The 20,742-nt window shown below is 41.3% G+C and carries 20 protein-coding genes and 1 other annotated feature; of the genes, 5 read left to right on the top strand and 15 right to left on the bottom strand.

Annotated features, from left to right (window positions below; all coding sequences use genetic code 11):
- Nucleotides 1–103: 103 nt before the first annotated feature.
- The 5 genes from MKZ10_RS06535 to MKZ10_RS06515 form a co-directional block, all read right to left on the bottom strand.
- The gene (locus MKZ10_RS06535) at nucleotides 104–1,027 is read right to left on the bottom strand and encodes an ATP-binding cassette domain-containing protein (protein ID WP_342508982.1); all 924 of its coding nucleotides are present in this window, start codon (nucleotides 1,025–1,027) and stop codon (nucleotides 104–106) included.
- Entirely contained in the window at nucleotides 1,027–2,091 is a 1,065-nt protein-coding gene (locus MKZ10_RS06530) for an ABC transporter ATP-binding protein (RefSeq protein WP_342508979.1), read from the bottom strand. The genes MKZ10_RS06535 and MKZ10_RS06530 overlap by 1 nt, the downstream gene beginning before the upstream one ends.
- 14 nt (nucleotides 2,092–2,105) lie before the next feature.
- Nucleotides 2,106–3,125: an oligopeptide ABC transporter permease gene (opp3C, locus tag MKZ10_RS06525; protein ID WP_342508977.1), complete on the bottom strand. Its 1,020-nt coding sequence runs from the start codon at nucleotides 3,123–3,125 to the stop codon at nucleotides 2,106–2,108.
- Nucleotides 3,125–4,054, bottom strand: a complete 930-nt coding sequence (gene opp3b, locus MKZ10_RS06520) for an oligopeptide ABC transporter permease (RefSeq protein WP_342508975.1) — start codon at nucleotides 4,052–4,054, stop codon at nucleotides 3,125–3,127. The genes opp3C and opp3b overlap by 1 nt, the downstream gene beginning before the upstream one ends.
- A 345-nt stretch (nucleotides 4,055–4,399) precedes the next feature.
- The gene (locus tag MKZ10_RS06515) at nucleotides 4,400–6,106 is read right to left on the bottom strand and encodes a peptide ABC transporter substrate-binding protein (RefSeq protein WP_342508973.1); all 1,707 of its coding nucleotides are present in this window, start codon (nucleotides 6,104–6,106) and stop codon (nucleotides 4,400–4,402) included.
- A 248-nt stretch (nucleotides 6,107–6,354) separates the two neighbouring features.
- Here MKZ10_RS06515 and MKZ10_RS06510 point away from each other — a divergent pair, with 248 nt between their 5' ends.
- Both MKZ10_RS06510 and trpS read left to right on the top strand, forming a co-directional pair.
- On the top strand, nucleotides 6,355–6,690 hold the full coding sequence (locus MKZ10_RS06510) for a DUF3899 domain-containing protein (RefSeq protein ID WP_342510063.1): 336 nt from the start codon (nucleotides 6,355–6,357) through the stop codon (nucleotides 6,688–6,690).
- A gap of 108 nt (nucleotides 6,691–6,798) precedes the next feature.
- Nucleotides 6,799–7,014, top strand: a binding site (T-box leader).
- Nucleotides 7,015–7,134: 120 nt separating this feature from the next.
- Nucleotides 7,135–8,121 (top strand): tryptophan--tRNA ligase, encoded by a 987-nt coding sequence (trpS, locus tag MKZ10_RS06505; RefSeq protein ID WP_342508971.1) that lies wholly within the window; start codon nucleotides 7,135–7,137, stop codon nucleotides 8,119–8,121.
- Nucleotides 8,122–8,771: 650 nt separating this feature from the next.
- Here trpS and fabF read toward each other — a convergent pair.
- Both fabF and MKZ10_RS06495 read right to left on the bottom strand, forming a co-directional pair.
- Nucleotides 8,772–10,007: a beta-ketoacyl-ACP synthase II gene (fabF, locus tag MKZ10_RS06500; RefSeq protein WP_342508969.1), complete on the bottom strand. Its 1,236-nt coding sequence runs from the start codon at nucleotides 10,005–10,007 to the stop codon at nucleotides 8,772–8,774.
- Nucleotides 10,008–10,085: 78 nt separating this feature from the next.
- Nucleotides 10,086–11,018, bottom strand: a complete 933-nt coding sequence (locus MKZ10_RS06495) for a beta-ketoacyl-ACP synthase III (protein WP_342508967.1) — start codon at nucleotides 11,016–11,018, stop codon at nucleotides 10,086–10,088.
- Nucleotides 11,019–11,204: 186 nt separating this feature from the next.
- Between MKZ10_RS06495 and MKZ10_RS06490 the strand changes: the two genes are divergently transcribed.
- Nucleotides 11,205–11,387, top strand: a complete 183-nt coding sequence (locus tag MKZ10_RS06490) for a YjzD family protein (protein WP_342508965.1) — start codon at nucleotides 11,205–11,207, stop codon at nucleotides 11,385–11,387.
- A 109-nt stretch (nucleotides 11,388–11,496) separates the two neighbouring features.
- Here the strand turns inward: MKZ10_RS06490 and MKZ10_RS06485 are convergent, their stop codons facing one another.
- Both MKZ10_RS06485 and MKZ10_RS06480 read right to left on the bottom strand, forming a co-directional pair.
- Nucleotides 11,497–11,805: a metal-sulfur cluster assembly factor gene (locus MKZ10_RS06485; protein ID WP_342508963.1), complete on the bottom strand. Its 309-nt coding sequence runs from the start codon at nucleotides 11,803–11,805 to the stop codon at nucleotides 11,497–11,499.
- A gap of 51 nt (nucleotides 11,806–11,856) precedes the next feature.
- A complete protein-coding gene (locus MKZ10_RS06480) occupies nucleotides 11,857–12,627 on the bottom strand; it encodes a prolyl oligopeptidase family serine peptidase (protein ID WP_342508961.1) in 771 nt (256 codons plus the stop codon).
- Nucleotides 12,628–12,765: 138 nt separating this feature from the next.
- On the opposite strand from MKZ10_RS06480, the gene MKZ10_RS06475 reads away from it, so the two are divergent.
- The gene (locus MKZ10_RS06475) at nucleotides 12,766–13,575 is read left to right on the top strand and encodes a Cof-type HAD-IIB family hydrolase (RefSeq protein ID WP_342508959.1); all 810 of its coding nucleotides are present in this window, start codon (nucleotides 12,766–12,768) and stop codon (nucleotides 13,573–13,575) included.
- A 247-nt stretch (nucleotides 13,576–13,822) separates the two neighbouring features.
- Entirely contained in the window at nucleotides 13,823–14,674 is an 852-nt protein-coding gene (locus MKZ10_RS06470; RefSeq protein WP_342508956.1) for a DegV family protein, read from the top strand.
- Between the two features lie 48 nt (nucleotides 14,675–14,722).
- Here the strand turns inward: MKZ10_RS06470 and MKZ10_RS06465 are convergent, their stop codons facing one another.
- The 6 genes from MKZ10_RS06465 to MKZ10_RS06440 form a co-directional block, all read right to left on the bottom strand.
- Entirely contained in the window at nucleotides 14,723–16,171 is a 1,449-nt protein-coding gene (locus MKZ10_RS06465; RefSeq protein ID WP_342508955.1) for an alpha-amylase family glycosyl hydrolase, read from the bottom strand.
- A 261-nt stretch (nucleotides 16,172–16,432) separates the two neighbouring features.
- Entirely contained in the window at nucleotides 16,433–16,561 is a 129-nt protein-coding gene (locus tag MKZ10_RS06460) for a hypothetical protein (RefSeq protein ID WP_342508952.1), read from the bottom strand.
- An 18-nt stretch (nucleotides 16,562–16,579) separates the two neighbouring features.
- Nucleotides 16,580–16,954, bottom strand: a complete 375-nt coding sequence (locus tag MKZ10_RS06455) for a YisL family protein (RefSeq protein WP_342508950.1) — start codon at nucleotides 16,952–16,954, stop codon at nucleotides 16,580–16,582.
- A 224-nt stretch (nucleotides 16,955–17,178) separates the two neighbouring features.
- Nucleotides 17,179–18,273 (bottom strand): DUF4351 domain-containing protein, encoded by a 1,095-nt coding sequence (locus tag MKZ10_RS06450; protein ID WP_342508948.1) that lies wholly within the window; start codon nucleotides 18,271–18,273, stop codon nucleotides 17,179–17,181.
- Nucleotides 18,274–18,597: 324 nt separating this feature from the next.
- Complete coding sequence (locus MKZ10_RS06445; RefSeq protein ID WP_342508946.1) at nucleotides 18,598–19,497, bottom strand: fumarylacetoacetate hydrolase family protein; 900 nt, start codon at nucleotides 19,495–19,497, stop codon at nucleotides 18,598–18,600.
- Between the two features lie 46 nt (nucleotides 19,498–19,543).
- A complete protein-coding gene (locus MKZ10_RS06440) occupies nucleotides 19,544–20,740 on the bottom strand; it encodes a DUF418 domain-containing protein (protein WP_342508944.1) in 1,197 nt (398 codons plus the stop codon).
- Between the last annotated feature and the right edge of the window lie 2 nt (nucleotides 20,741–20,742).

The raw sequence follows: 20,742 nt of genomic DNA, 5'->3' as shown, positions 1-20,742 counted from the left end.
GCACGACCTTTCTATTCATCTATTCTAACAAAGGAAATAGACGAATAATAGAGAAAAACATGAAAAGACCGGTTCTCTTGTCGAAAACCGGTCCCGCTACTCATTATTTTTTAAAAGTTTCAAATTCACGTTGTGAACAAAGAACAAAATGTCCCGGTGTCACTTCACGCATAATTACTTCTTCATCCGGACCATACTCATGTACTTTCGGATCGTAGCTTTTCCGTACACGATTTCGTTCATAGTCAGGATCCGGTAACGGGATTGCTGACAGCAAGGACTGTGTATAAGGATGCAATGGTGCAGTGTACAACGTTTCAGCCGGACCAAGCTCAACTAGTTTTCCGAAATACATCACACCGATTCGGTCGGAGATATATTTAACCATCGACAAGTCATGCGCGATGAATAAATACGTCAATCCTTTTTCCTCTTGAAGCTCTTTCAATAAGTTAACCACCTGTGCTTGGATGGAAACATCTAACGCAGAAATCGGCTCATCCGCAATGATGAATTCTGGTTCAACAGCCAACGCACGAGCGATCCCAAGACGCTGACGTTGCCCCCCGGAAAATTCATGCGGATAACGATTGGCGTGCTCACGGTTCAATCCTACTGTTTCTAACAGCTCATGGACACGCGCCGTCCGCTCCGTCGGATTCTTAACTAATCCGTGGATATCAAGCCCTTCCGCAATAATATCCAATACTTTCATGCGAGGATTCAGTGATGCATAAGGATCCTGGAAAATCATTTGCATTTTGCGGTTAAACGCCTTCAGCTCTGTTTTTGATTTCTTTGTATGGACATCAATACCGTCGTAAATAACTTCCCCACCCGTTGCATCATACAAACGGATAATGGTACGACCTGTTGTTGATTTACCACAGCCGGATTCTCCTACAAGACCGAGTGTTTCACCTTTGTAAATATCAAATGTAATGCCGTCAACCGCACGTACTTCATTCTTTTTACCAACGTTGAAATACTGCTTTAAATTTTTAATTTCAAGTAATTTTTCAGCCATTACTGAACACCTCCTGCATTGCCTTCGTAATAACGGCTACCCGGGAATCTCTTCATACGTTCGATAACCGCCGCTGGTGGGTCCACTTGCGGTGCATCTGGATGGAGCAACCATGTTGCAGCATAATGTGTTTCACTCACTTTGAATAACGGTGGCACTTGTTCCATATCAATTTGCATCGCGTATTCACTACGCAGTGCAAAGGCATCCCCCTTTGGCGGATTCAACAAATCCGGTGGCGTGCCAGGAATAGCATATAACTTTTCTTCATTTGCATCTAGCGAAGGCATTGAACTTAGCAGTCCCCATGTATATGGATGTTGTGGATTATAGAAAATTTCATCCACTGTCCCCACTTCTACAATACGTCCTCCGTACATAACCGCTACACGGTCAGCAACGTTGGCAACAACACCAAGATCATGTGTAATGAAAATAATCGATGTATCAATCTTTTTCTGTAGATCCTTCATCAACTCAAGAATTTGAGCTTGAATCGTCACGTCTAGTGCTGTCGTCGGCTCATCCGCAATAAGAACTTTCGGATTACACGCTAGTGCCACAGCAATTACAATCCGTTGACGCTGACCACCTGAAAATTGGTGAGGATATTGCTTCATACGCATTTCCGGTTGCGGCATTCCAACAAGCCCTAATAGCTCAACCGCCTTTTTCCACGCTTCTGCTTTTCCAAGCTTTTGGTGTTTAAACAATGGTTCCATAATCTGCTTGCCGATTGGCATCGTTGGATTTAGCGAAGTCATCGGGTCTTGGAAAATCATCGAAATATCTTTCCCACGTACCCTTTGCATATCTCTTTCAGATATTTTCAACAGATCTTTCCCATCGAATAAAATCTCACCATTCTTATATTCCGTGCTCGATTTTGGTAGAAGTCGCATAATCGATTTCGTTGTCACCGATTTACCCGACCCAGACTCACCAACGATGGCAAGTGTTTCCCCTTTAAATACTTCAAAATTGACGCCTTGGATTGCTTTCACTTCTCCTGCAAAGGTATGGAAGGAAAGCTCCAGGTTTTTCACTTCAACAATTTTCTCCATTTTGCTTTCCTCCTTTAATCTTTCATTTTCGGATCAAGTGCATCACGCAAGCCGTCCCCAATTAAGTTGAACGCAATCATCAGTAAACTCAACACCAATGATGGGAATAGCAACATATACGGCTGATAGGCAATAAACTTGTACCCATCATTAATGAGCGTCCCTAGTGATGCATGTGGTGCCTGCAATCCAAGTCCGATAAAGCTTAAAAATGCTTCAAAGAAAATCGCAGTCGGAATCGTAAACATCATATTAATAATGACGATTGCCATCAAGTTCGGCAGCAAGTGCTTACTAATAATACGCGTGTTACTAGCACCTAGTGTTTTAGCTGCAAGGACAAACTCCATATTTTTATATTTCAGTACTTGTCCACGGACTATCCGAGACATTCCAATCCATCCGGTTATCGTTATCGCGATGATGATGGATAATATGCCGGCCTCCATAATCATAATCATGAGAATCACAATGACTAACGTTGGGATACCGACTAATATTTCAACAATACGCTGCATGACATCATCGGTTCTTCCTCCATAATAACCGGAGATTCCCCCGTAAATAACACCTACAACCACATCAATGACGGCGGCAACGAAGGCGATAAGCAAGGAAATTTGTGTCCCTTTCCATATACGTGAAAACAGGTCACGTCCAAGGCTATCCGTTCCAAACCAGTAGTACTCATCTATTTTTTTCAACTCATAAAGATCAAGTGTTTTCGAACCTAGTTTACCGACCCCATCGAATATCCCTAGCTTTTCAAGACCAGGTACTTTTGGCGGTAAATTGGCATGTGTTACTCTTACATCCTCTGGATCATGTTCAACCATAAACGGTCCAGCAAAAGCCATGAACACGATAAAAATGAGGATAAACATACTGACAATCGCCGCTTTATTTTTACGAATACGTAGCCAAGCATCTTGCCAAAAGCTTAAACTCGGTTTTGTGATTTTTTCCGCATGTGAGCTATCGACTGTAATCCGCTCAAATGAGTCTTTCGGTAATTTCTCCATATTATTCGTCATTACTTGGAACCTCCAGACAAACGGATACGCGGGTCAATAACCCCATAAAGAATATCCACAATTAAAATAATCACTATCAAGAAGATTGAGAAGAAGATCGTCGTTCCCATAATAACGGCAAAGTCATTCGAGTTAATAGATTTTACGAATTGCTCACCGATCCCAGGCACTGCGAAAATCTGCTCAACAACAAGTGAACCTGTTAATAGTCCTGCGGCAACTGGACCGAGTATCGTAATAAGCGGAATCAACGCATTACGAAACGCGTGTTTGAAAGCGATTTCAAACCCATTCGCGCCCTTCGCTCTTGCTAATAAAATATAATCCGAGCTTAATACTTCAATCATTTCAGTACGGATAAACCTCGCAGCAATTGCGACTGGTCCCATAGCTAATGCGACAGATGGCAGAATACTCGACTTCCATCCTTCCCATAAACCAACAGGCAGCCATTGAAGCCACACTGCAAAGACATATTGTAAGAGCACTGCGAAAACAAATGAGGGAACGGATATACCAATAATCGCAATGATTGTACTGCCGTAATCCCAAACCGTATTTTGTTTTAATGCTGCAATCATTCCGAGAACAATTCCGATTAACGTCCCAAAAATAAGTGCTTGGCTACCTAGTAGAGCTGAGTATTTCAATTTTTTTACGATTAAATCCTTTACATCGGCACTTTTATATTGGAATGATACACCGAAGTCGCCTTTGGCTAAATTCCCCATATACCGAACATATTGCACTGGAATTGGATCATTCAAGCCATATTTTTCATAGACAACTTCCCTTTGCTCAATGGATAATTTTGCTGCGGAAGCTAACGGGGACCCTGGAAGCAGTTTCATAAGCACAAATGTAAATGACGCAATGAGAAATAGTGATAGGAACATATAAACTATACGTTTTGTAATATACTTTGCCATGTTTGCACCTCCTGGATATCTTCAATACACTCCATAACTAACTGTCAATTCTCACAATCTAATCAATTACGCAAAAGCGTAATTGCGTCCGGATTTTTTCGAGCTCGCTCGAAAAGCTACCTTTAAAATCCGTGACATCCATCGGAGATTTTATCATCGTTCAAGATAACCGATGAACAGTAGACCTACCTACATTCACCCCACCACTTATAGAAGTGGAAGTTTTCTGCTGAACGAGGATAATACAATGAATTTTGAGACAGTTTGATTTCAGTGAAAAAGAGAGTACATGGGCTGTAACGACCATATACTCTCTTTTCTATGAGATTTCAAACTTTCAAATTCTTACTTCGCTTCTGGAGCCATATATGTCCATTTGTAGCTATAGTCTCCACCGAATGGGTGTGTAGCAAGACCTTGTACATTAGGATTCATAAGAACCATTCTTCCGCGTTGGTACTGAGGAATAACAGCTGTATCTTCATCTAGAAGTAGTTTCTCAGCTTTTGCAAATGCTTCGAAACGTGCAACTGGATCGTTCGCAAGTGTAGTTTTTGTAGATTCTACAAGTGCATCGTACTCAGCGCTAGAGTAGTTCATTTTGTTTTGTGGGCTAGTTGTTACAAACAATTCGATGAATGAAATTGGATCCTGGAAGTCAGGGCCCCATCCAGCTGATTGAATGTCGTAATCGCTAGTATCATCAAGTTCAAGACGTACTGCGAAAGGTACTTCTTTAAGTTTGATTGTCAAACCTGGAAGATTTCTTTCGAATTCTGATTTAAACCATTCTTGTTGTTTCTTAGCGTTTTCAGTGTCTCCACCAAGAATTTCAATTTCCAAGCTGTCTACGCCAAGTGTAGCTAGACCTTTTTCCCAGTATTCTAGTGCTTCTTCAGGGTTATAAGCAGTGTGCTCTCCGCTATAATCACGGAAGTCTTTACCGTTTTCATCAAACGTGAAGTCTGATGCAACTAGGAAGTTAGCAGCGATAGAACCGTTCGCAAGTACTGCTTCTGCCATTTCTTCTTTATTGAATGCACGTGCAAGTGCTTTACGGATATCTGCATTTGCAAGCGGTGTAGCTTTGCCACCACGTTCTTGGTTAAGTTTGAAATAGAATACTGCTGTTTCAAGCTCATTGATGATGTTTGGATCATCAGCATATTGCATTGCATATTCAGCAGAAAGTGTTACACGATCTTTTTTACCTTGTTCATATAATTGAACAGCTGTTGAAGTTTCTTTTACAACGTCAACATTGATTTCTTCAAGTTGTACTGTTGCAGCATCCCAGTACTTTTCATTTTTAACATATTTCCAGTTACCAGTACCATCCCAGTCAGCTAATGAGAATGGACCGTTATAGATCATACTGTCAGAATTTGATGCATACGCATCACCTTGAGCAGTTACGAATTCTTCGTTAAGTGGATAGAATGTTCCGAAAGACATTAATGATAAGAAATAAGCAACCGGGCGTTCAAGTTCAACGACGAGTGTTTTGTCATCTTCTGCCGTGATACCAAGATCTGCAATTTCTGCAGTTCCTTCACCGATTTCAGTTGCGTTTTTGATCATACCAGCCATCAAGTATGGTCCATAAGGAGAACCAGTAGCTGGATCGATTGCACGTTGCCAAGCAAATACGAAATCGTTTGCAGTAACAGGTGTACCATCAGACCATTGTGCATCACGAAGTTTAAATGTATACGTTAATCCGTCTTCACTAATTTCTGGCTCACCATCAGCCATACCAGGTGTTGGAAGGCTATCTGCATCTAGACGGTAAAGCCCTTCCATGATGTTGTTTAGTACGTTGAAACCAACAGCATCCTCTGAAACTGATGAGTCAATAGAAGGAATTTCTGCAGATTCAATTAAGTTCAAAACCTGTGCTAAGTCTTCTTCCGGAGTCTCTGCAACCGGTTTGTCTTCTTCTTTGACTGGATCTTTAGTGCCTGCATCTTCTGTTTTGTCGCCACACGCCGCAAGGAACGCGCTTAGTACAAGCAAAATGCTTACAAGCCACATAAATTTGTGGTTTTTCAAATCAATGACCTCCTCAAAATTGTCTGAAAACTACTTACAATAATATTATACAATGATTATTGCAGTTGTACATCCCTTTTTTATATTTTATAGTGTTCTAAGACAGATATTCTATTAAGAAACTGATTATATCAGCATTCATGATGTTATATTCCAATATTTCTGATTTCGTAATAAATAGCGATTCATTGATTTTTCAATAATAATCCTTTAAGATTATTCAGAACTGAGGTGGGAATTTGAAAAAAATGACACGAAATTTCTTCATTGCACAACTCATAATTGCCTTGATTATGCTCGCGTATTTTAAAGAACTAACATTACTCTCCTATATAAATTCATCTTTTCTTATTGGAGGAACGATTACGTTTATCGGTTTAGTTATTTTTGTATTTTCTACTGGTTTCTTTGATGTATTCACTGTTACAATGCGAAAAATGCTAACACCGAAAAGACGGATGGAGGATGTCATGTCCATGCGAACGCCTTCTGAAATTTTCTCAGCACCTGTTTTTCCTTTTTTAGGAACTGGCGCCCTCGTTTTAATCGTCATGGGGATTGGGCTTGTTATTTTTTACATCTAATAGAATCCGCCGGAGGCTTAATTTGATTCAGCAGTGAACTTCTGCTGAATTAAGTTATGTCTATTGCAAACTAATCATGGACGTATTATAATCTTGAAAACAGTTGAGCGAATGGCAATGACGGAAATAGTATTTCAGTAATCGTTTTATAGAGAGCCTGTGGTTGGTGCAAACAGGTAAACGATATTGAAAGAATGGGTTCCCGAGCCTGACAAGTGAAATTTTTTGATAGCTTGTCACGTCCCCCCGCGTTAAGGGTATTTGAGTGGCCTTCGGGCAATTCGGGTGGTACCACGGTTGATATAAACATCAGTCGTCCCTTTTACGGGGACGGCTGATGTTTTTTCGTCTACAGGATGTAGATGTGCGGCTTTTGCGACAGGACGTCGCGCACTTTAGCCGCGTTCCTTAGCAACTTTCAAAAATTGAGGAGGAGATTTATTCATGAAAACCATTTTTTCAGGCGTACAGCCTACAGGAATCGTGACACTCGGCAACTATATCGGAGCTTTTCGACAATTTACGGAGTTGCAGCACGAACAGCAATGCTTATTTTGTATTGTGGATCAACATGCGATTACCATTCAACAAGACCCAGCAGAGTTAGCGAAAGCGATTCGCTCGCTTGCTGCACTTTATGTTGCAACTGGAATTGATCCAGAAAAAGCAGTGTTGTTCATCCAATCCGAGGTACCAGCACACGCACAAGCTGGATGGATTATGCAATGTATTTCGTACATCGGCGAATTGGAGCGGATGACACAGTTCAAAGATAAATCCGATGGAAAAGAAGGCGTATCATCAGCTCTTCTAACGTATCCGCCACTAATGGCCGCTGATATCCTTCTATATAACACGGATATCGTCCCGGTTGGTGATGATCAGAAGCAGCATGTTGAATTGACACGTGATTTGGCTGAGCGCTTTAACAAACGCTATGGCGATGTCCTGACAATTCCAGAAATCCGCATTCCGAAAAACGGGGCACGAATTAAGTCACTTCAAGAACCACTCAAAAAAATGAGTAAATCTGATCCGAATAAAAAAGGAACGATTTCCCTTCTTGATACACCGAAAGAAATTGAGAAGAAAATCAAGAGTGCAGTCACTGACTCAGACGGTGTTGTAGCTTATGATGTGGAAAATAAACCAGGCGTATCCAATTTATTAACTATTGAATCCGCTCTAAGTGGAGTTTCCATTGAGGATCTTGTTGCGAAATACGAAGGTCTTGGCTACGGTGCATTCAAAGCCGGTGTCGCTGAAACTATCATTAACCATTTATCTCCTATCCAAGAAAAATACTTTGCGCTACTCGAATCGCCTGTCCTTGACGACATACTCGATAAAGGTGCTGAGAAAGCACATGCCATTGCTGCCGCTACCCTCGGGAAGATGGAAGCCGCGATGGGACTCGGACGTAGACGGTAAGAATAAGTATCAACACGGCTAGTACAAAGAGCGTGAAGTCAGCAGTATGCAAGATATAGTAGATAATCTGTTGCCATTCATATCCAAGCGCTCGATAATTAAAATATAAAATCATATTCGATACGGTAACCACAATTAGTCCATAACTGATAAGAAACAGAAATAGTCGTGTCAATATACATCGTCCTTTGAATTTTCTTTAAATATATGACGACATTGCCCCCTTTAGACGAAGGGGGCTTTTACTTCGAATGAATTCAGGAGAAGTTGCGGGTTGTCAGCGCAAACACGCATTGTCACGGCAATCGCGTTAACTCTAATGGCAAACAGGAACTGTCATGGCAAATTGGCATTCTGTAATGGCTAGACCCGAAACTGTCACGGCAATCGCGTTAACTCTAATGGCAAACAGGAACTGTCATGGCATATTGACATTCTGTAATGGCTAGACTCGAAACTGTCATGGCAATCGCGTTAACTCTAATGGCAAACAGGAACTGTCATGGCAAATTGGCATTCTGTAATGCCTAGACTCGAAACTGTCACGGCAATCGCGTTAACTCTAATGACACACTTTCCACCTCGCAACCACCTCCGCACAATAAAAAAAGACGTCCCATATAACTGGGACGCCCTATCCAAATTCAAATTTAGATTTTCTTAAAAACAAGTGATGCGTTATGTCCGCCGAAGCCGAGTGAGTTGCTCATCGCATACTCGATGTCCGCCTTGCGCGCACCTTCCGTCACATAATCAAGATCACATTCTGGATCAGCATTGACAAAATTCGTTGTCGGAGGCAGAATCCCTTCCTGCAACGCCTTCACCGTGAAAATTGCTTCCAGTCCACCTGCCGCACCCAATAAATGACCCGTCATCGATTTCGTCGAACTCATCGCTAGCTTATACGCATGTTCACCGAAGACCGTTTTAGCTGCCATCGTTTCGAATAAATCATTGTATGGCGTACTCGTACCATGTGCATTGATGTAGTCGATTTGATTTGGATCGATGCCGCTTTGTTCAATCGCTTGTGCCATTGCGCGTGCGCCGCCTTCTCCACCTGGAGCTGGTGCCGTAATATGATGCGCATCGCCAGTTGAACCATAGCCAACCAGTTCCGCATAGATTTTCGCACCACGAGCGACTGCATGTTCATATTCTTCAAGAATCAAAATACCCGCACCCTCACCAATAACAAAACCATCCCGCTCTGCATCGAATGGACGTGAAGCCGTTGCTGGATCTGGATTCAATGACAAAGCCGTATTGGCACAAAAGCCCGCAACCGACATTGTTGTAATCGGTGCTTCAGCACCGCCCGTAATCATCACATCTGCGTCACCTCGGCGAATCACTTCAAACGCGTCTCCGATTGAGTTTGTACCAGATGCACAAGCTGTTACTGTACAGGAGTTAATACCCTTCGCACCTAGATGAATTGACACTTGACCTGATGCCATATCTGGAATCATCATCGGCACGAAAAATGGACTCACGCGACGATAACCTTTCTCGAGGAATGTCTTGAATTGCTGTTCATGCGTTTCCATACCACCGATTCCAGAGCCAATCCAAACACCCGTCCGTAATGCCAAGTCACCTTCCAATTCAAGGTTGGCATCTTTCATTGCCATAACGGAAGCTGCTAATGCGTAATGCGTAAAACGATCCATTTTACGCGCGTCTTTCCGCGGAATATATTCTTCTATGTCAAAATCCTTTACTTCTGCTGCAACTTTCACTGGAAACTGCTCACTATCAAGCCTCGTTAATGGCCCAACACCAGATTTCCCAGCTAAAACCGACTCCCATGACTCCTCAGCCGAATTCCCGACCGGAGAAATAGCTCCGATTCCCGTTATAACTACACGTCTTTTTTCCATGTGATAATACTTCCCTTCTATCTAGTTAATGAACCCATTCCCCATAGTTCCCCATTTTTTCATTTCGTTTAATTAGTTTTATCTTCCCCACTTAATGCACAAAGCACCCCATGTGAGTCCCCCGCCAAATCCGACAAGAACAATTATATCATCATCTTTCACTCGACCTTCAGCCAGATCATCGACAAGCGAAATTGGAATTGATGCTGCCGAGGTATTGCCATATTTATGAACCGTCTTCGACATTTTTTCAACCGATAAACCAAGGCGTTCACGAGAAGACTCCATAATACGGATATTCGCTTGATGGGGAATTAAGAAATCAACATCTTCCTTTTCAAGTCCCGCTTTTTCAATGACATTAATCGCCGATTCACCCATTTGACGGACGGCGAACTTGAACACTTCGCGACCATTCATCTGAAGATACTTATCTTGGTATAGATGTTTACCGCCACTGCCATCCGCTCCAAGTTCAAATGATAGAATTCCTCGACCATCGCTAACTTTACCGATAATCGCTGCTCCAGCACCATCACCAAATAAAACAGCTGTATTGCGATCTTCCCAGTCTGTAATTTTCGATAATTTTTCAACGCCTACGACAAGTACATAATCATAAACACCTGACTCGACAAATTGCTTCGCGGTCACAACCCCATACATGAAACCCGCACACGCTGCAGAAATATCCATTGCTGCAGCATTCTTTGCACCTAATCGCTCTTGAATCATCGTTGATACAGACGGAAATGGTCGATCTGGTGTAACCGTTGCAACGAGTATTAAACCGATTTCCTCCGGTTTAATGCCTGCACTTTGAATTGCATCTACCGCTGCATTGTATGCCATATCAGATGTGTCAGTCGAATCATCTGCAATACGTCGCTCTTCTATACCCGTCATCGTCCGAATCCATTCATCCGACGTATCCATGCGCTTTTCAAGATCCGCGTTCGTCACGATATGTGACGGTACATATTTACCGATGCCTATTAGACCCGCATTCATGCCAACATCTCCGTTCTTATCATCTATTATTAGTACCTGGTATCAATCATAAAAGAAATCCGCTCATTTTACAACCCACCGACACTTTTCCGCCAAATAAAGTGACGATTTACGTGGATATTTGTTTCTACAATGGAATAGCTATGATATGATGGATGATGAAATAGTATTGTAGAGGTGAATTCATTGAGATATCTTATGACATTTTTCTGGTCTTTCGCTTTAGTAGCTATGTTAAACTACGTTGCCGGCGCAATTGCTAACGTTGAATTCGATTTTGTACCAGGTGCAATTATGTCGGTAATCGCAGCCCTATTGGTCATCTTCATTGGTGAATCTCTCCCTGAAGGCGAAATTGCAGACCATTAATCAACATGAAAAGACCATCTCCTGTTCATTCCGGGGATGGTCTTTATCTATGCCCATAAAAAAGCTGTACGACTTGAAATCGGTCATACAGCTAGATCTATCTAATTATTTATCGAACACCTAACGCCATTTTCGCGTAACGTGACATCATATCTTTTGACCAAGGTGGATTCCAAATGACATTGACATCCACATCTTTTACTTCTGGAAGCTCTACCAACTCTTGTTTAATATTCGCAATAATTTGCGGCCCCATTGGACAGCCGATAGATGTAAGTGTCATCGTCACTTTTGACGTACCTTCTTCATCCAACTCAACATCATAAACGAGACCTAAGTTGACAATATCGACACCTAGTTCCGGGTCAATGACGTTTTCAAGAGCACCCATCATACTTTCTTTCATCGCCTCATCCATCTTTATCCCTCTTTCTATTCAATTGATACCTTTATCATAACAGAGTTCGCTTCAGTCTTTCAAATGACACGCAAACCAATCTGCTGCCTTTAGCATTCCCGTTCTCGAAACAGCATGCCCCGCTGTATCATCTGACACAAATTCAAATAGCTCTGGCGTATCCGCGTAATCCTTTTTCACCGCTTCGTAGAAATGATATGTCGGCTCAAAAGGCACAACCGTATCTTGCTTCCCATGCCAAAAATAAACCGGTCGATGCTCCAAAGCATCAACATGTTTTGTCAAATCAAATGTCGATAATGTATGAAGCATCCCTTTCTTTTCCTCATCAGTGATTGGTAATTTGAATCCTCGACGTTCAAATTGGGACATTTGTGCCTCAGCTAACTGTACAAAGCCCGGTGCCCCCATCATAACAGCTGCTGTATCAATCCAGTCATATACAGTCAAACAGCCAAGTGTTGTTATACCGCCCATTGACGTCCCACCGACCCCGATTTTCTCTGGAGTAATAAGCGCTTGTTTGACAAGCTCTTCACGCAAATATTTTACTTCCTCAATCGACGTCAACACTATTTCCCAAAAACGCAAACTGAGCTGCGCTTCGTCTAATTGTTCCGTGCGCGCACCATGTAAATGCGCATCTGGCAATAAAACCCGCATTCCTTTTTTAGCGATATTATGTGCATAATGTAAATTATGCTCTTTCGCACTCGTAAAACCGTGCAGGAAAATGACAACAGGCACCTGTTTGTCCTTAAAATCTTCTTCAACTATATGCAATAAAGGGATATGACCCCATTTTTCTTCACGAACAATCACATGCAACCCACCCTTACTATTTCAATTAAGCCTATCAAAGTTTTTCTAAAAAAACAAAAAGGATGTTTTGCTTAACAAATTTTTTTGACTTGGTTCCCCTGTTAGCGATAGACTATTTAAATAGAAGGAGGCGTTTTTTTGAAACCACATTTAATCGTCCTTGACTTAGATGGGACATTGCTAACAGATGAGAAAGTTATATCCGATACAACCTTGAACACCCTAAAAATAGCGGAAGATCAAGGTCATCATGTCATGATTGCAACTGGTAGACCTTATCGTGCAAGTGAAGTGTATTACCGTCAACTCGGACTTCAAACACCGATTGTTAATTTCAACGGAGCGTTCGTCCACCATCCTAACAATGCGGCTTGGAAAACGATTCATGAAACAATCTCCTTGCCTGTCGTCAATGAAGTTGTAGATGCCCTGCAACAATTTCCTGTTCAAAATATCGTGGCAGAAGTGATGGATGATGTCTACATGCATTACCATGATGAAAAGCTACTCGATATTTTCAACTTTGGAAGTCCACAGATTACGGAAGGGGATATCCGCAATCACTTACAGGTAGATCCAACGAGCTTGCTCATTCAAGCGGAAGAACAATCCGTCGATGCCATTCGCCGCCATCTGGGCGAAGTACATGCAGAGGTCATTGATCATCGTCGTTGGGGTGCTCCATGGCATGTTATTGAAGTCATTCGACATGGTTTACATAAAGCAGTCGGGATTTCACATGTTGCCAAATGGATGGATATTCCACAAGAACGGATTATTGCATTTGGAGACGAAGATAATGATCTTGAAATGATTGACTACGCGGGTGTTGGTGTCGCAATGGGCAACGCCATTGATCGTTTAAAGTCGATTGCTGATGAAGTAACCGCAACGAATAACGAAGATGGTATTGCGCAGGTGCTTAGAGAGAGGTTACACTTGAACTAATCAATTACGACTCTGCGTAATTGCGTCCGGATTTTTTTCGAGCTTGCTCGAAAAGCTCCCCTAAAAATCCGTGACATCCGCCGGAGGCTTTATCTTTGTTCAGCAGGTGTTTGAACACCCATTGAATAAGAAATAAAGCAATAAATACTTTTTTACCTAGGGGAGCATCTTCTGTAGCTGACGCCCTGCTTTCACTACAAATACATTTGCTGAACAAAGATAACAAGTTTCCATTGGAGGGATTATTTTGAGAATTTTTGCTGATAGCGCTTGCGATTTACCTAAATCATTTTTTGATGAAAATGATGTCACTCTTTTTCCATTGCATGTCCTAATTGATGACAACGATTATGAAGATGTTTTGGGCATTCATCCTAAAGAAGTATACGATGCAATCCGTGAGGGCAAACATCCGAAAACCTCACAAGTTTCTCCGGAGTTATTTCTGAAAACGTGGGAGGAGCTTGCGACCTCTGAAGAAGAAGGTATTTACATCGCCTTTTCTTCTGAATTATCAGGTACGCATGATACAGCTGTCATGATTAGTAAACAAGTACAAGAAACAAATCCAGCGATGAATCTAGTTATTATCGACTCGAAATGTGCCTCACTTGGCTACGGCTTACTAGTGCAAGAAGCTGTTCGACTCCGTGATGCCGGAGAAAGTTTGCAGTCCATTGAAGAAAGAGTTCGTTTTATGGCCGAGCATATGGAGCATTTGTTCACAGTGGAAGATTTGGATTATATGGCGCGCGGTGGACGTGTTTCCAAAGCGAGTGCATTCATTGGCGGATTATTGAACATTAAGCCACTTCTTCACGTTGAAGCTGGTAAACTCGTACCGATTGAGAAACACCGTGGGCGTAAAAAAGTACTGCGCCGCATGACAGAGCTAATGGCAGAACGTGGCGACCATCTATCTGAGCAAACAATCGCCATAAGCCATGCAGATGATGAAAATATCGCCCTTGAATTGCAAGGTTTAGTGGATGAATTATTCCGACCTAAAAAAATTGAGGTCCATATGATTGGCTCCACCATCGGCGCCCATACAGGTCCCGGCACAGTCTCCATCTTTTTCTTGAATAAACTACAATGAATCAAAAACTCCAAGCGTGGCAAATTGCCATTCTTGGAGTTTTCTATGTTATGCGTCTACATTATTTTTTCTACCTTGCTTCCCTTTTTTCCAAACGATAAAGAGGAACCCGAGGAAGAACACGTAAATTAAAATCGATGCGATAAGGTAAGGAATATTAAAGCCTTTATCCTCATCCGCAATATAAATTTCTGCAACTTCACGTTCGAGCACGATGCGGAACATACCATCTTTTGCTTCCCGCACTAAGTCACCATCAAGTACACCACGTAATTTTTTATTATCCCCGATAACTTCTTTTGGTATAGCAAAATTGGACGTATGCGTTGTATTATTTATAGCTATAATCCAAGTTTCTTTATCAGATGAACGTTTAAAGACTGAAAAGCCATCTTCATTATATAAGATCTCGAAATCACCAGTTCGGAACGTTTCAGATTCGTTACGTAATGTATTTAGATCAGCAATATGCTCAACTAATTCCTGTTCAATCTTATAATTCATAAGCTGATGATTTTCCGGCGCTGCCTTACCATTCACCGCAATTTCAGTTCCATAAGGTACAATAGGTGTCCCCGGCATACTAAACAGCGCTGTTGCTGCTAGTCTCCATCTTGTTGGAGGGAACATTCTCGCTTCTACAATATCGTATGTGTAACGGGGTCCCGTTAAATCATCAAGCTGAACCAAGCCATTAGATGTTCCTTGCGTAAATAAATTCAAAGATGAAGCATCCGCATCGGCTACAACAAAAGAATTTCTTAACGCATTCATCTTTTCGGTACTAAATGTAGCGTCAAAGTTTGCATCACTTTCTTCATTCGTCAATACATAAGCTTTTGGATTGGCTGCCTTAACAGCTGCAATGACGTCATTGACGAAAGTGGTGTCGTATTTCGCGGTTTTTGTTAGGCGAATACCATCTAATTTATTTGTTTCTAAAAAGTTGACGACGGCTTCCTTTAACGCTTGTTGCACGGCTTCATCCGTATGATTCCAGTCGATTGTTCCATCTGTTGCCGGAATCGCCTCGAACTTTCCTTCTTGCGCCCATACATGATTGGCGCTGACACCCGCAAATGGGAAGTCCGCAATAGCAGCGATATCTCTTTTATGAATAGCCTTCATCATGCTACTAAACTCCGCGTCTGTTCCAAACTGCGGCTCAAGCTGTGTGTAATCGAGCACCTTGCTACCATCATAGGATTCTGTGACAAATATCGGTCCAAGTGAAATAACCGTGAAGCCCATTCCTGCGATATGTTCTAATCTCGTTTCAATTCCGGTGAAATCTCCACCGTTGAATGCACTTAGATCTTGTGTATCGACATTATAATCATTACGCCCATCGCCATTGTTAAAACGGTCGACAAGTAAATCATATATACTTTCATCCTCTATTGTCCGATCTGCCTTTGCAAAAACCCCCGCTGGATAAAGAGTAGATACAAGAAGCAGTGAAGTCACAACTAGTCCAAACCATTTCTTCACCTTCACAAAAAAGCCTCCTCAAAAAATCATTAGAAAACTTGGCGATTGCCAAGCCTTTAGGCGACGGCAGGGCCGTAGTTGCCCTTATAAGGTCATCAAACGAACTTTTACTTTCTGACGTTACAAAATAAGCTGTCATCCTCCACTTTACCAAACGATACAAGTGACTGCCATAGTTTCAATTTGAATTTGAAAACCTTACGTTGTAAATAGGTCTATATTGTGAATAACAGAAAAACCCGCTAGCGCAATTGGCCAGCAGGTTTTTCATTCATCATACATATTGTCATCTTGAATGGGAGTTTTTCTTCTTGAAAGAACGAAGACGGAGATTGCAAATAGTGCCATCAGCATCAACACAACTATAAGTAAAATCGGTCCGATACTTGTTTCCATCCTCATACCTCCTGTTTATTATGCTAAGAAACTAACCCCAATGCCTATTCCAAACCCGAGGAATAGTGTTGCTAATAAGAATACGAAGAACAGAATCCAAAAAACTTTAACACTTTTTTCTTTAGCCGAACGAACAAGAACCATTTCCATCATACCGATTGTCAGAAGTCCGAGTAAGAACTTAACCCCGTAAAGAGCTGCATCGATACTAGAGTATTTCATGAATAACATGAATCCTGATAGTAGGATGAGCACGTAAAATAGACGTGCAATCATATGTCCAATTTTCTTACCTTTTGTACCTTTTTCCAATCCTGCCGTTACAATGAAAATAATAATTCCTGCTACCCATGTAAGAATGTGGAAATGTGTTGTGCTTGCTAAAAAATCCATAATAGTCACCTCATTATTTTATTCTTCTTAAATAATCTTAACATATTATAAAACTACTGGATAGAAATTTGGTTACAAGGTTAAGTATCGGTACCCAGGTACCAAAAAAAGCATAAACGGTGCCAGGTGTAGACGTAGACACCATTCACAACATTCGAATTGTGACTACACCTTCACCACTTCTCTTAAAAGATTCTCTACATAACTCATGTCACTTTACGATGTCAATTCAACTCTTTCAACTTCTCAATAGCTTCCTTATCCAATTCAGTAATTTTAGCAATAACATCCACCGAAAAACCTTCCCTCAACATTTCAAGTACAACTTTCTTAATCCCTTGTTCAATTCCCTTCTGAATCCCTTTCTGCTCCCAAGAATTCGGTAGTTGTGTGAACTTGAATTCTCCTTCGGTTTCCAATCTGTTGACTTCCCGCATCAGCACTTCCTCCTCCTTATCATCTAATTTCAAGTATTGTTCAAAAAAATCATTGATAAATCTTGTGCGTGCTGGGTCCAATTCCATTCTAACTAGCATTTTCAAAAACTCAATCTTCACTTGTACTTTTTCTTCTTCGCGATAACCCATTTTCCCCAACAATGCTGCGGCTACGGGGTTATCCGACTTGATATAATCCCGCCAATTTTTCTTCTTTAATTCTAACATAAGGAAGTTAAATGTCAGCACATGAAAGAACGGAAATTCGATTGTAAACCGGTCAACTTCTGTATGCTTACTATCATAACTAAAAATGGCGATTGGCAAAATTGGCTTTCTATACTTATTGTAAAGCAAACTAAAATACAAATACATCCGATTATGAAACTCATCTTGGTATGTGCTTTGTGGCTCCATATGCACAATAATTAGCGTATCCGTTCCTTTTAACTTTGCTTCAATTACAATGTCAACTTTGCGATTTTCTCCCATTATTAAATCCGTATACAGCTCTTCAGACAACGGCTTAATCGAATTAAAATCAATTCCTGCATGAACCTCCGGAAAAAATGCGTCCATAAATTCTACAAAAAAGTTGTTAATCAGCTCTTTAAAAATCTGGTCATGCTTTACATAGTGCTTCTTCTCTTCTTGGATAACCATTGCCGTTGAATAAGGCAGCCTGGATTCTTTTGCACACGACATTACAGCCAACTCAACACATCCTTTTATTAATGATAACGCAGTTGTCAACGTCACATTTTCTAGAATAAAACTTGTTTTTAATTCAATAAAGAACAGGACATCTATTCCTAAAACTAGATTAAAATAGAAGATACATTCTGTAAATTGTGTCCAAAAACCAAATATTAAACTTGCCACCTTTTCGGCTCTTAAATATGTGATTTATGCGATGGGATTTATAGGGAAATAGACTTTAAAGCTCTCTAGGAAGGGTTTTCCAATGAAATTGGACACCCCTCAAAATTAAATTTTACGCTTTATTGGCTCGTGCCGTTAATCCACTACAAAAAAGCACGCTAATCGGTAGTTAATACCTACCAATTAGCATGCTGTACACTGGCCTTTCCTATTTTCAAATAAACTTTTTGATATTTGACACTCAGATAGACACTTAAAAAAAGAGCACAAATGATGCCTGGTATAGACACCATTCGTACTCTTCGTATTGTAGCCGCGCCACGCTTAATTAAAACGATTCACCAACGTACCAATACCCTCAATCGAGATCTTCACCGTATCGCCTTTTTTTAAGAATGTTGGAGGCGTCATACCTTTGCCTACACCCGCTGGAGTACCTGTTAAAATAATATCACCTGGTTCAAGCGTTACAAACCGTGAAATCTCCGCAATCAGTTCATCGATTTTGAAAATCATAGAAGCTGTATTGCCATTCTGTCTCACTTCATCATTGACTTTCGTAACGATCGATAAATTATGCGCATTTGGGATTTCGTTTTTCGTGACAATATAAGGACCGATTGGACAAGAGCCGTCTAAGCTTTTTCCGAGGAAAAATTGACCGTGGGCGGCTTGGACATCACGTGCAGTCACATCGTTAGCAATTGTGTAACCAAAGACGTGATCATAGGCTAACTGTTTCGGGATATGACGCCCCTTTTTACCAATGACTACTGCCAGTTCGCCTTCATAATCTAAGCTACTCGTCACATCGTCATGGATGGGTAAATCTTGTTCATCCGCCGCAATAGCTGTTGGAGATTTTGTAAAGATCATTAGTTTTTCAGGTGGAGCATCTGCACCCATTTCTGCCGCATGATCTGCATAATTCTTGCCAACACACAGGACATTTTTCGGTGTTCTTGGTACTGGAGATAGCCACTCAATTGCTGTGAATGCATATTTAAAACGATCAGAATTAGCATCTGTTCGCGCTTGTTCTGCAAGCTTTCTAACACGTTCAACAAAATCCATTCCGTCTGCAATGCCTTCTGTGATTGTTTGTGGAAATTCAGTATCTTCGTATGCTTCCGCTATCGCCAACATATCCCATACCGCATCTTCCCTCTTCACTTTCGGACCGAATAATGTCTGACCTTCGTAACGGAACGACAATAGTTTCATCTCTTAACCCATCCCCTCAGTAAGTGTTTTCCCTTATTCTTTACTGTTACGACAAGTGATGACCTTTTCCCTCTTTATTCGACAACTTTTTTCCGTATGTCGCTTTTCGCCAGAGCCATTCCAGTGGCCCCATACTGAACTTCATCAACCAAAGCTCTGCAATAATAACCTGAATGACGAAGACTCCAACTGCAATCCATACACCTGTTTCCAAGTCGACTTTGCCATACATGCCAAATCCGTAGGAATAAAAGATTGTTGTCGCGACAACTGACTGCGTAATATACGTCGTTAGAGACATTCGCCCTGCTTTAGATACGGGTCTAAATGCTGTACGGAACAACGGAATTTGGCTGAGTAGCAATAACACTCCGACATAACCAGCAGCTAAGATAGGTCCCCCGAACACTGATTGCAGCATTTGAGCCGATAAAGTTGGCTCTCCCGTAAACGGTGCTGCTTTTAACCAAATTCCTACCGCCAATGTAAGGACAGTCATAATTGCAATGCGTCCTTTCATCTCTCCAGCACGCTCGAAAATTCTCCTTTTGGACAGCCCAGCACCCAGCATTATGAGTGGTAAAATAAGAATAAGCCCACTCAATGCACTTAACAAGCCAAATGTTAACCATTCAAAAAAGCGAAAGCTGAAAATCTCACCATAAGAACCTAAACCATAAGCACTAATCGCCATTTCAATTTGCTGGATATCCACATAGCCTGCCAACGCTGAATTGGGACTCACTGCTTCTAAAAAGCGAGTGGCTACATAAAGGAAAGCATTTGGAATGACATACAAAATGGCCGCAATCGGCAAAATCCACTTTTTAGATATTTTTAAAAACGCAATCATAATAAAGCCCATCACTGCGTATGTGAACAATACATCGCCCGACCAAATGAACAATGCGTGAAGCAATCCGAAACCAAGCAATATCGCCAATCGGCGCGCCATCATTGGTGCAAAAGCTGACCCATTTGCCAATGTTTTTTCATACTGCATATTCAACCCGTAACCGAACAGCATCGCAAAAATCGGATAAAAACTGCCCTCTATAAATATATCAATCCCCTTAAATGTGACCGCATCACTTGGACTAATAAACCATGTATAGGGATCTACATACAAATAAGGTGATTGAAAATGAACCATATTCGCAATAAATATACCTAGCAAAGCAAAGCCTCGTAGTAAATCAAGCACTTCAACACGATTATCCAGTGTTGTTGGTGTTATCTTCAAAA

Origin of the sequence: Sporosarcina sp. FSL K6-2383 (genome assembly GCF_038618305.1) — a bacterium.
GTDB lineage: Bacteria > Bacillota > Bacilli > Bacillales_A > Planococcaceae > Sporosarcina.
This window is presented reverse-complemented; position numbering and strand designations above follow the sequence as displayed.

Bases quoted from the DNA above. Each gene is read 5' to 3' on its own strand.
- MKZ10_RS06535 (WP_342508982.1), bottom strand. From the start codon at position 1,027: ATGGCTGAAAAATTACTTGAAATTAAAAATTTAAAGCAGTATTTCAAC.
- MKZ10_RS06530 (WP_342508979.1), bottom strand. From the start codon at position 2,091: ATGGAGAAAATTGTTGAAGTGAAAAACCTGGAGCTTTCCTTCCATACC.
- opp3C (WP_342508977.1), bottom strand. From the start codon at position 3,125: ATGACGAATAATATGGAGAAATTACCGAAAGACTCATTTGAGCGGATT.
- opp3b (WP_342508975.1), bottom strand. From the start codon at position 4,054: ATGGCAAAGTATATTACAAAACGTATAGTTTATATGTTCCTATCACTA.
- MKZ10_RS06510 (WP_342510063.1), top strand. From the start codon at position 6,355: ATGACACGAAATTTCTTCATTGCACAACTCATAATTGCCTTGATTATG.
- trpS (WP_342508971.1), top strand. From the start codon at position 7,135: ATGAAAACCATTTTTTCAGGCGTACAGCCTACAGGAATCGTGACACTC.
- fabF (WP_342508969.1), bottom strand. From the start codon at position 10,007: ATGGAAAAAAGACGTGTAGTTATAACGGGAATCGGAGCTATTTCTCCG.
- MKZ10_RS06495 (WP_342508967.1), bottom strand. From the start codon at position 11,018: ATGAATGCGGGTCTAATAGGCATCGGTAAATATGTACCGTCACATATC.
- MKZ10_RS06485 (WP_342508963.1), bottom strand. From the start codon at position 11,805: ATGGATGAGGCGATGAAAGAAAGTATGATGGGTGCTCTTGAAAACGTC.
- MKZ10_RS06460 (WP_342508952.1), bottom strand. From the start codon at position 16,561: ATGGAAACAAGTATCGGACCGATTTTACTTATAGTTGTGTTGATGCTG.
- MKZ10_RS06455 (WP_342508950.1), bottom strand. From the start codon at position 16,954: ATGGATTTTTTAGCAAGCACAACACATTTCCACATTCTTACATGGGTA.
- MKZ10_RS06445 (WP_342508946.1), bottom strand. From the start codon at position 19,497: ATGAAACTATTGTCGTTCCGTTACGAAGGTCAGACATTATTCGGTCCG.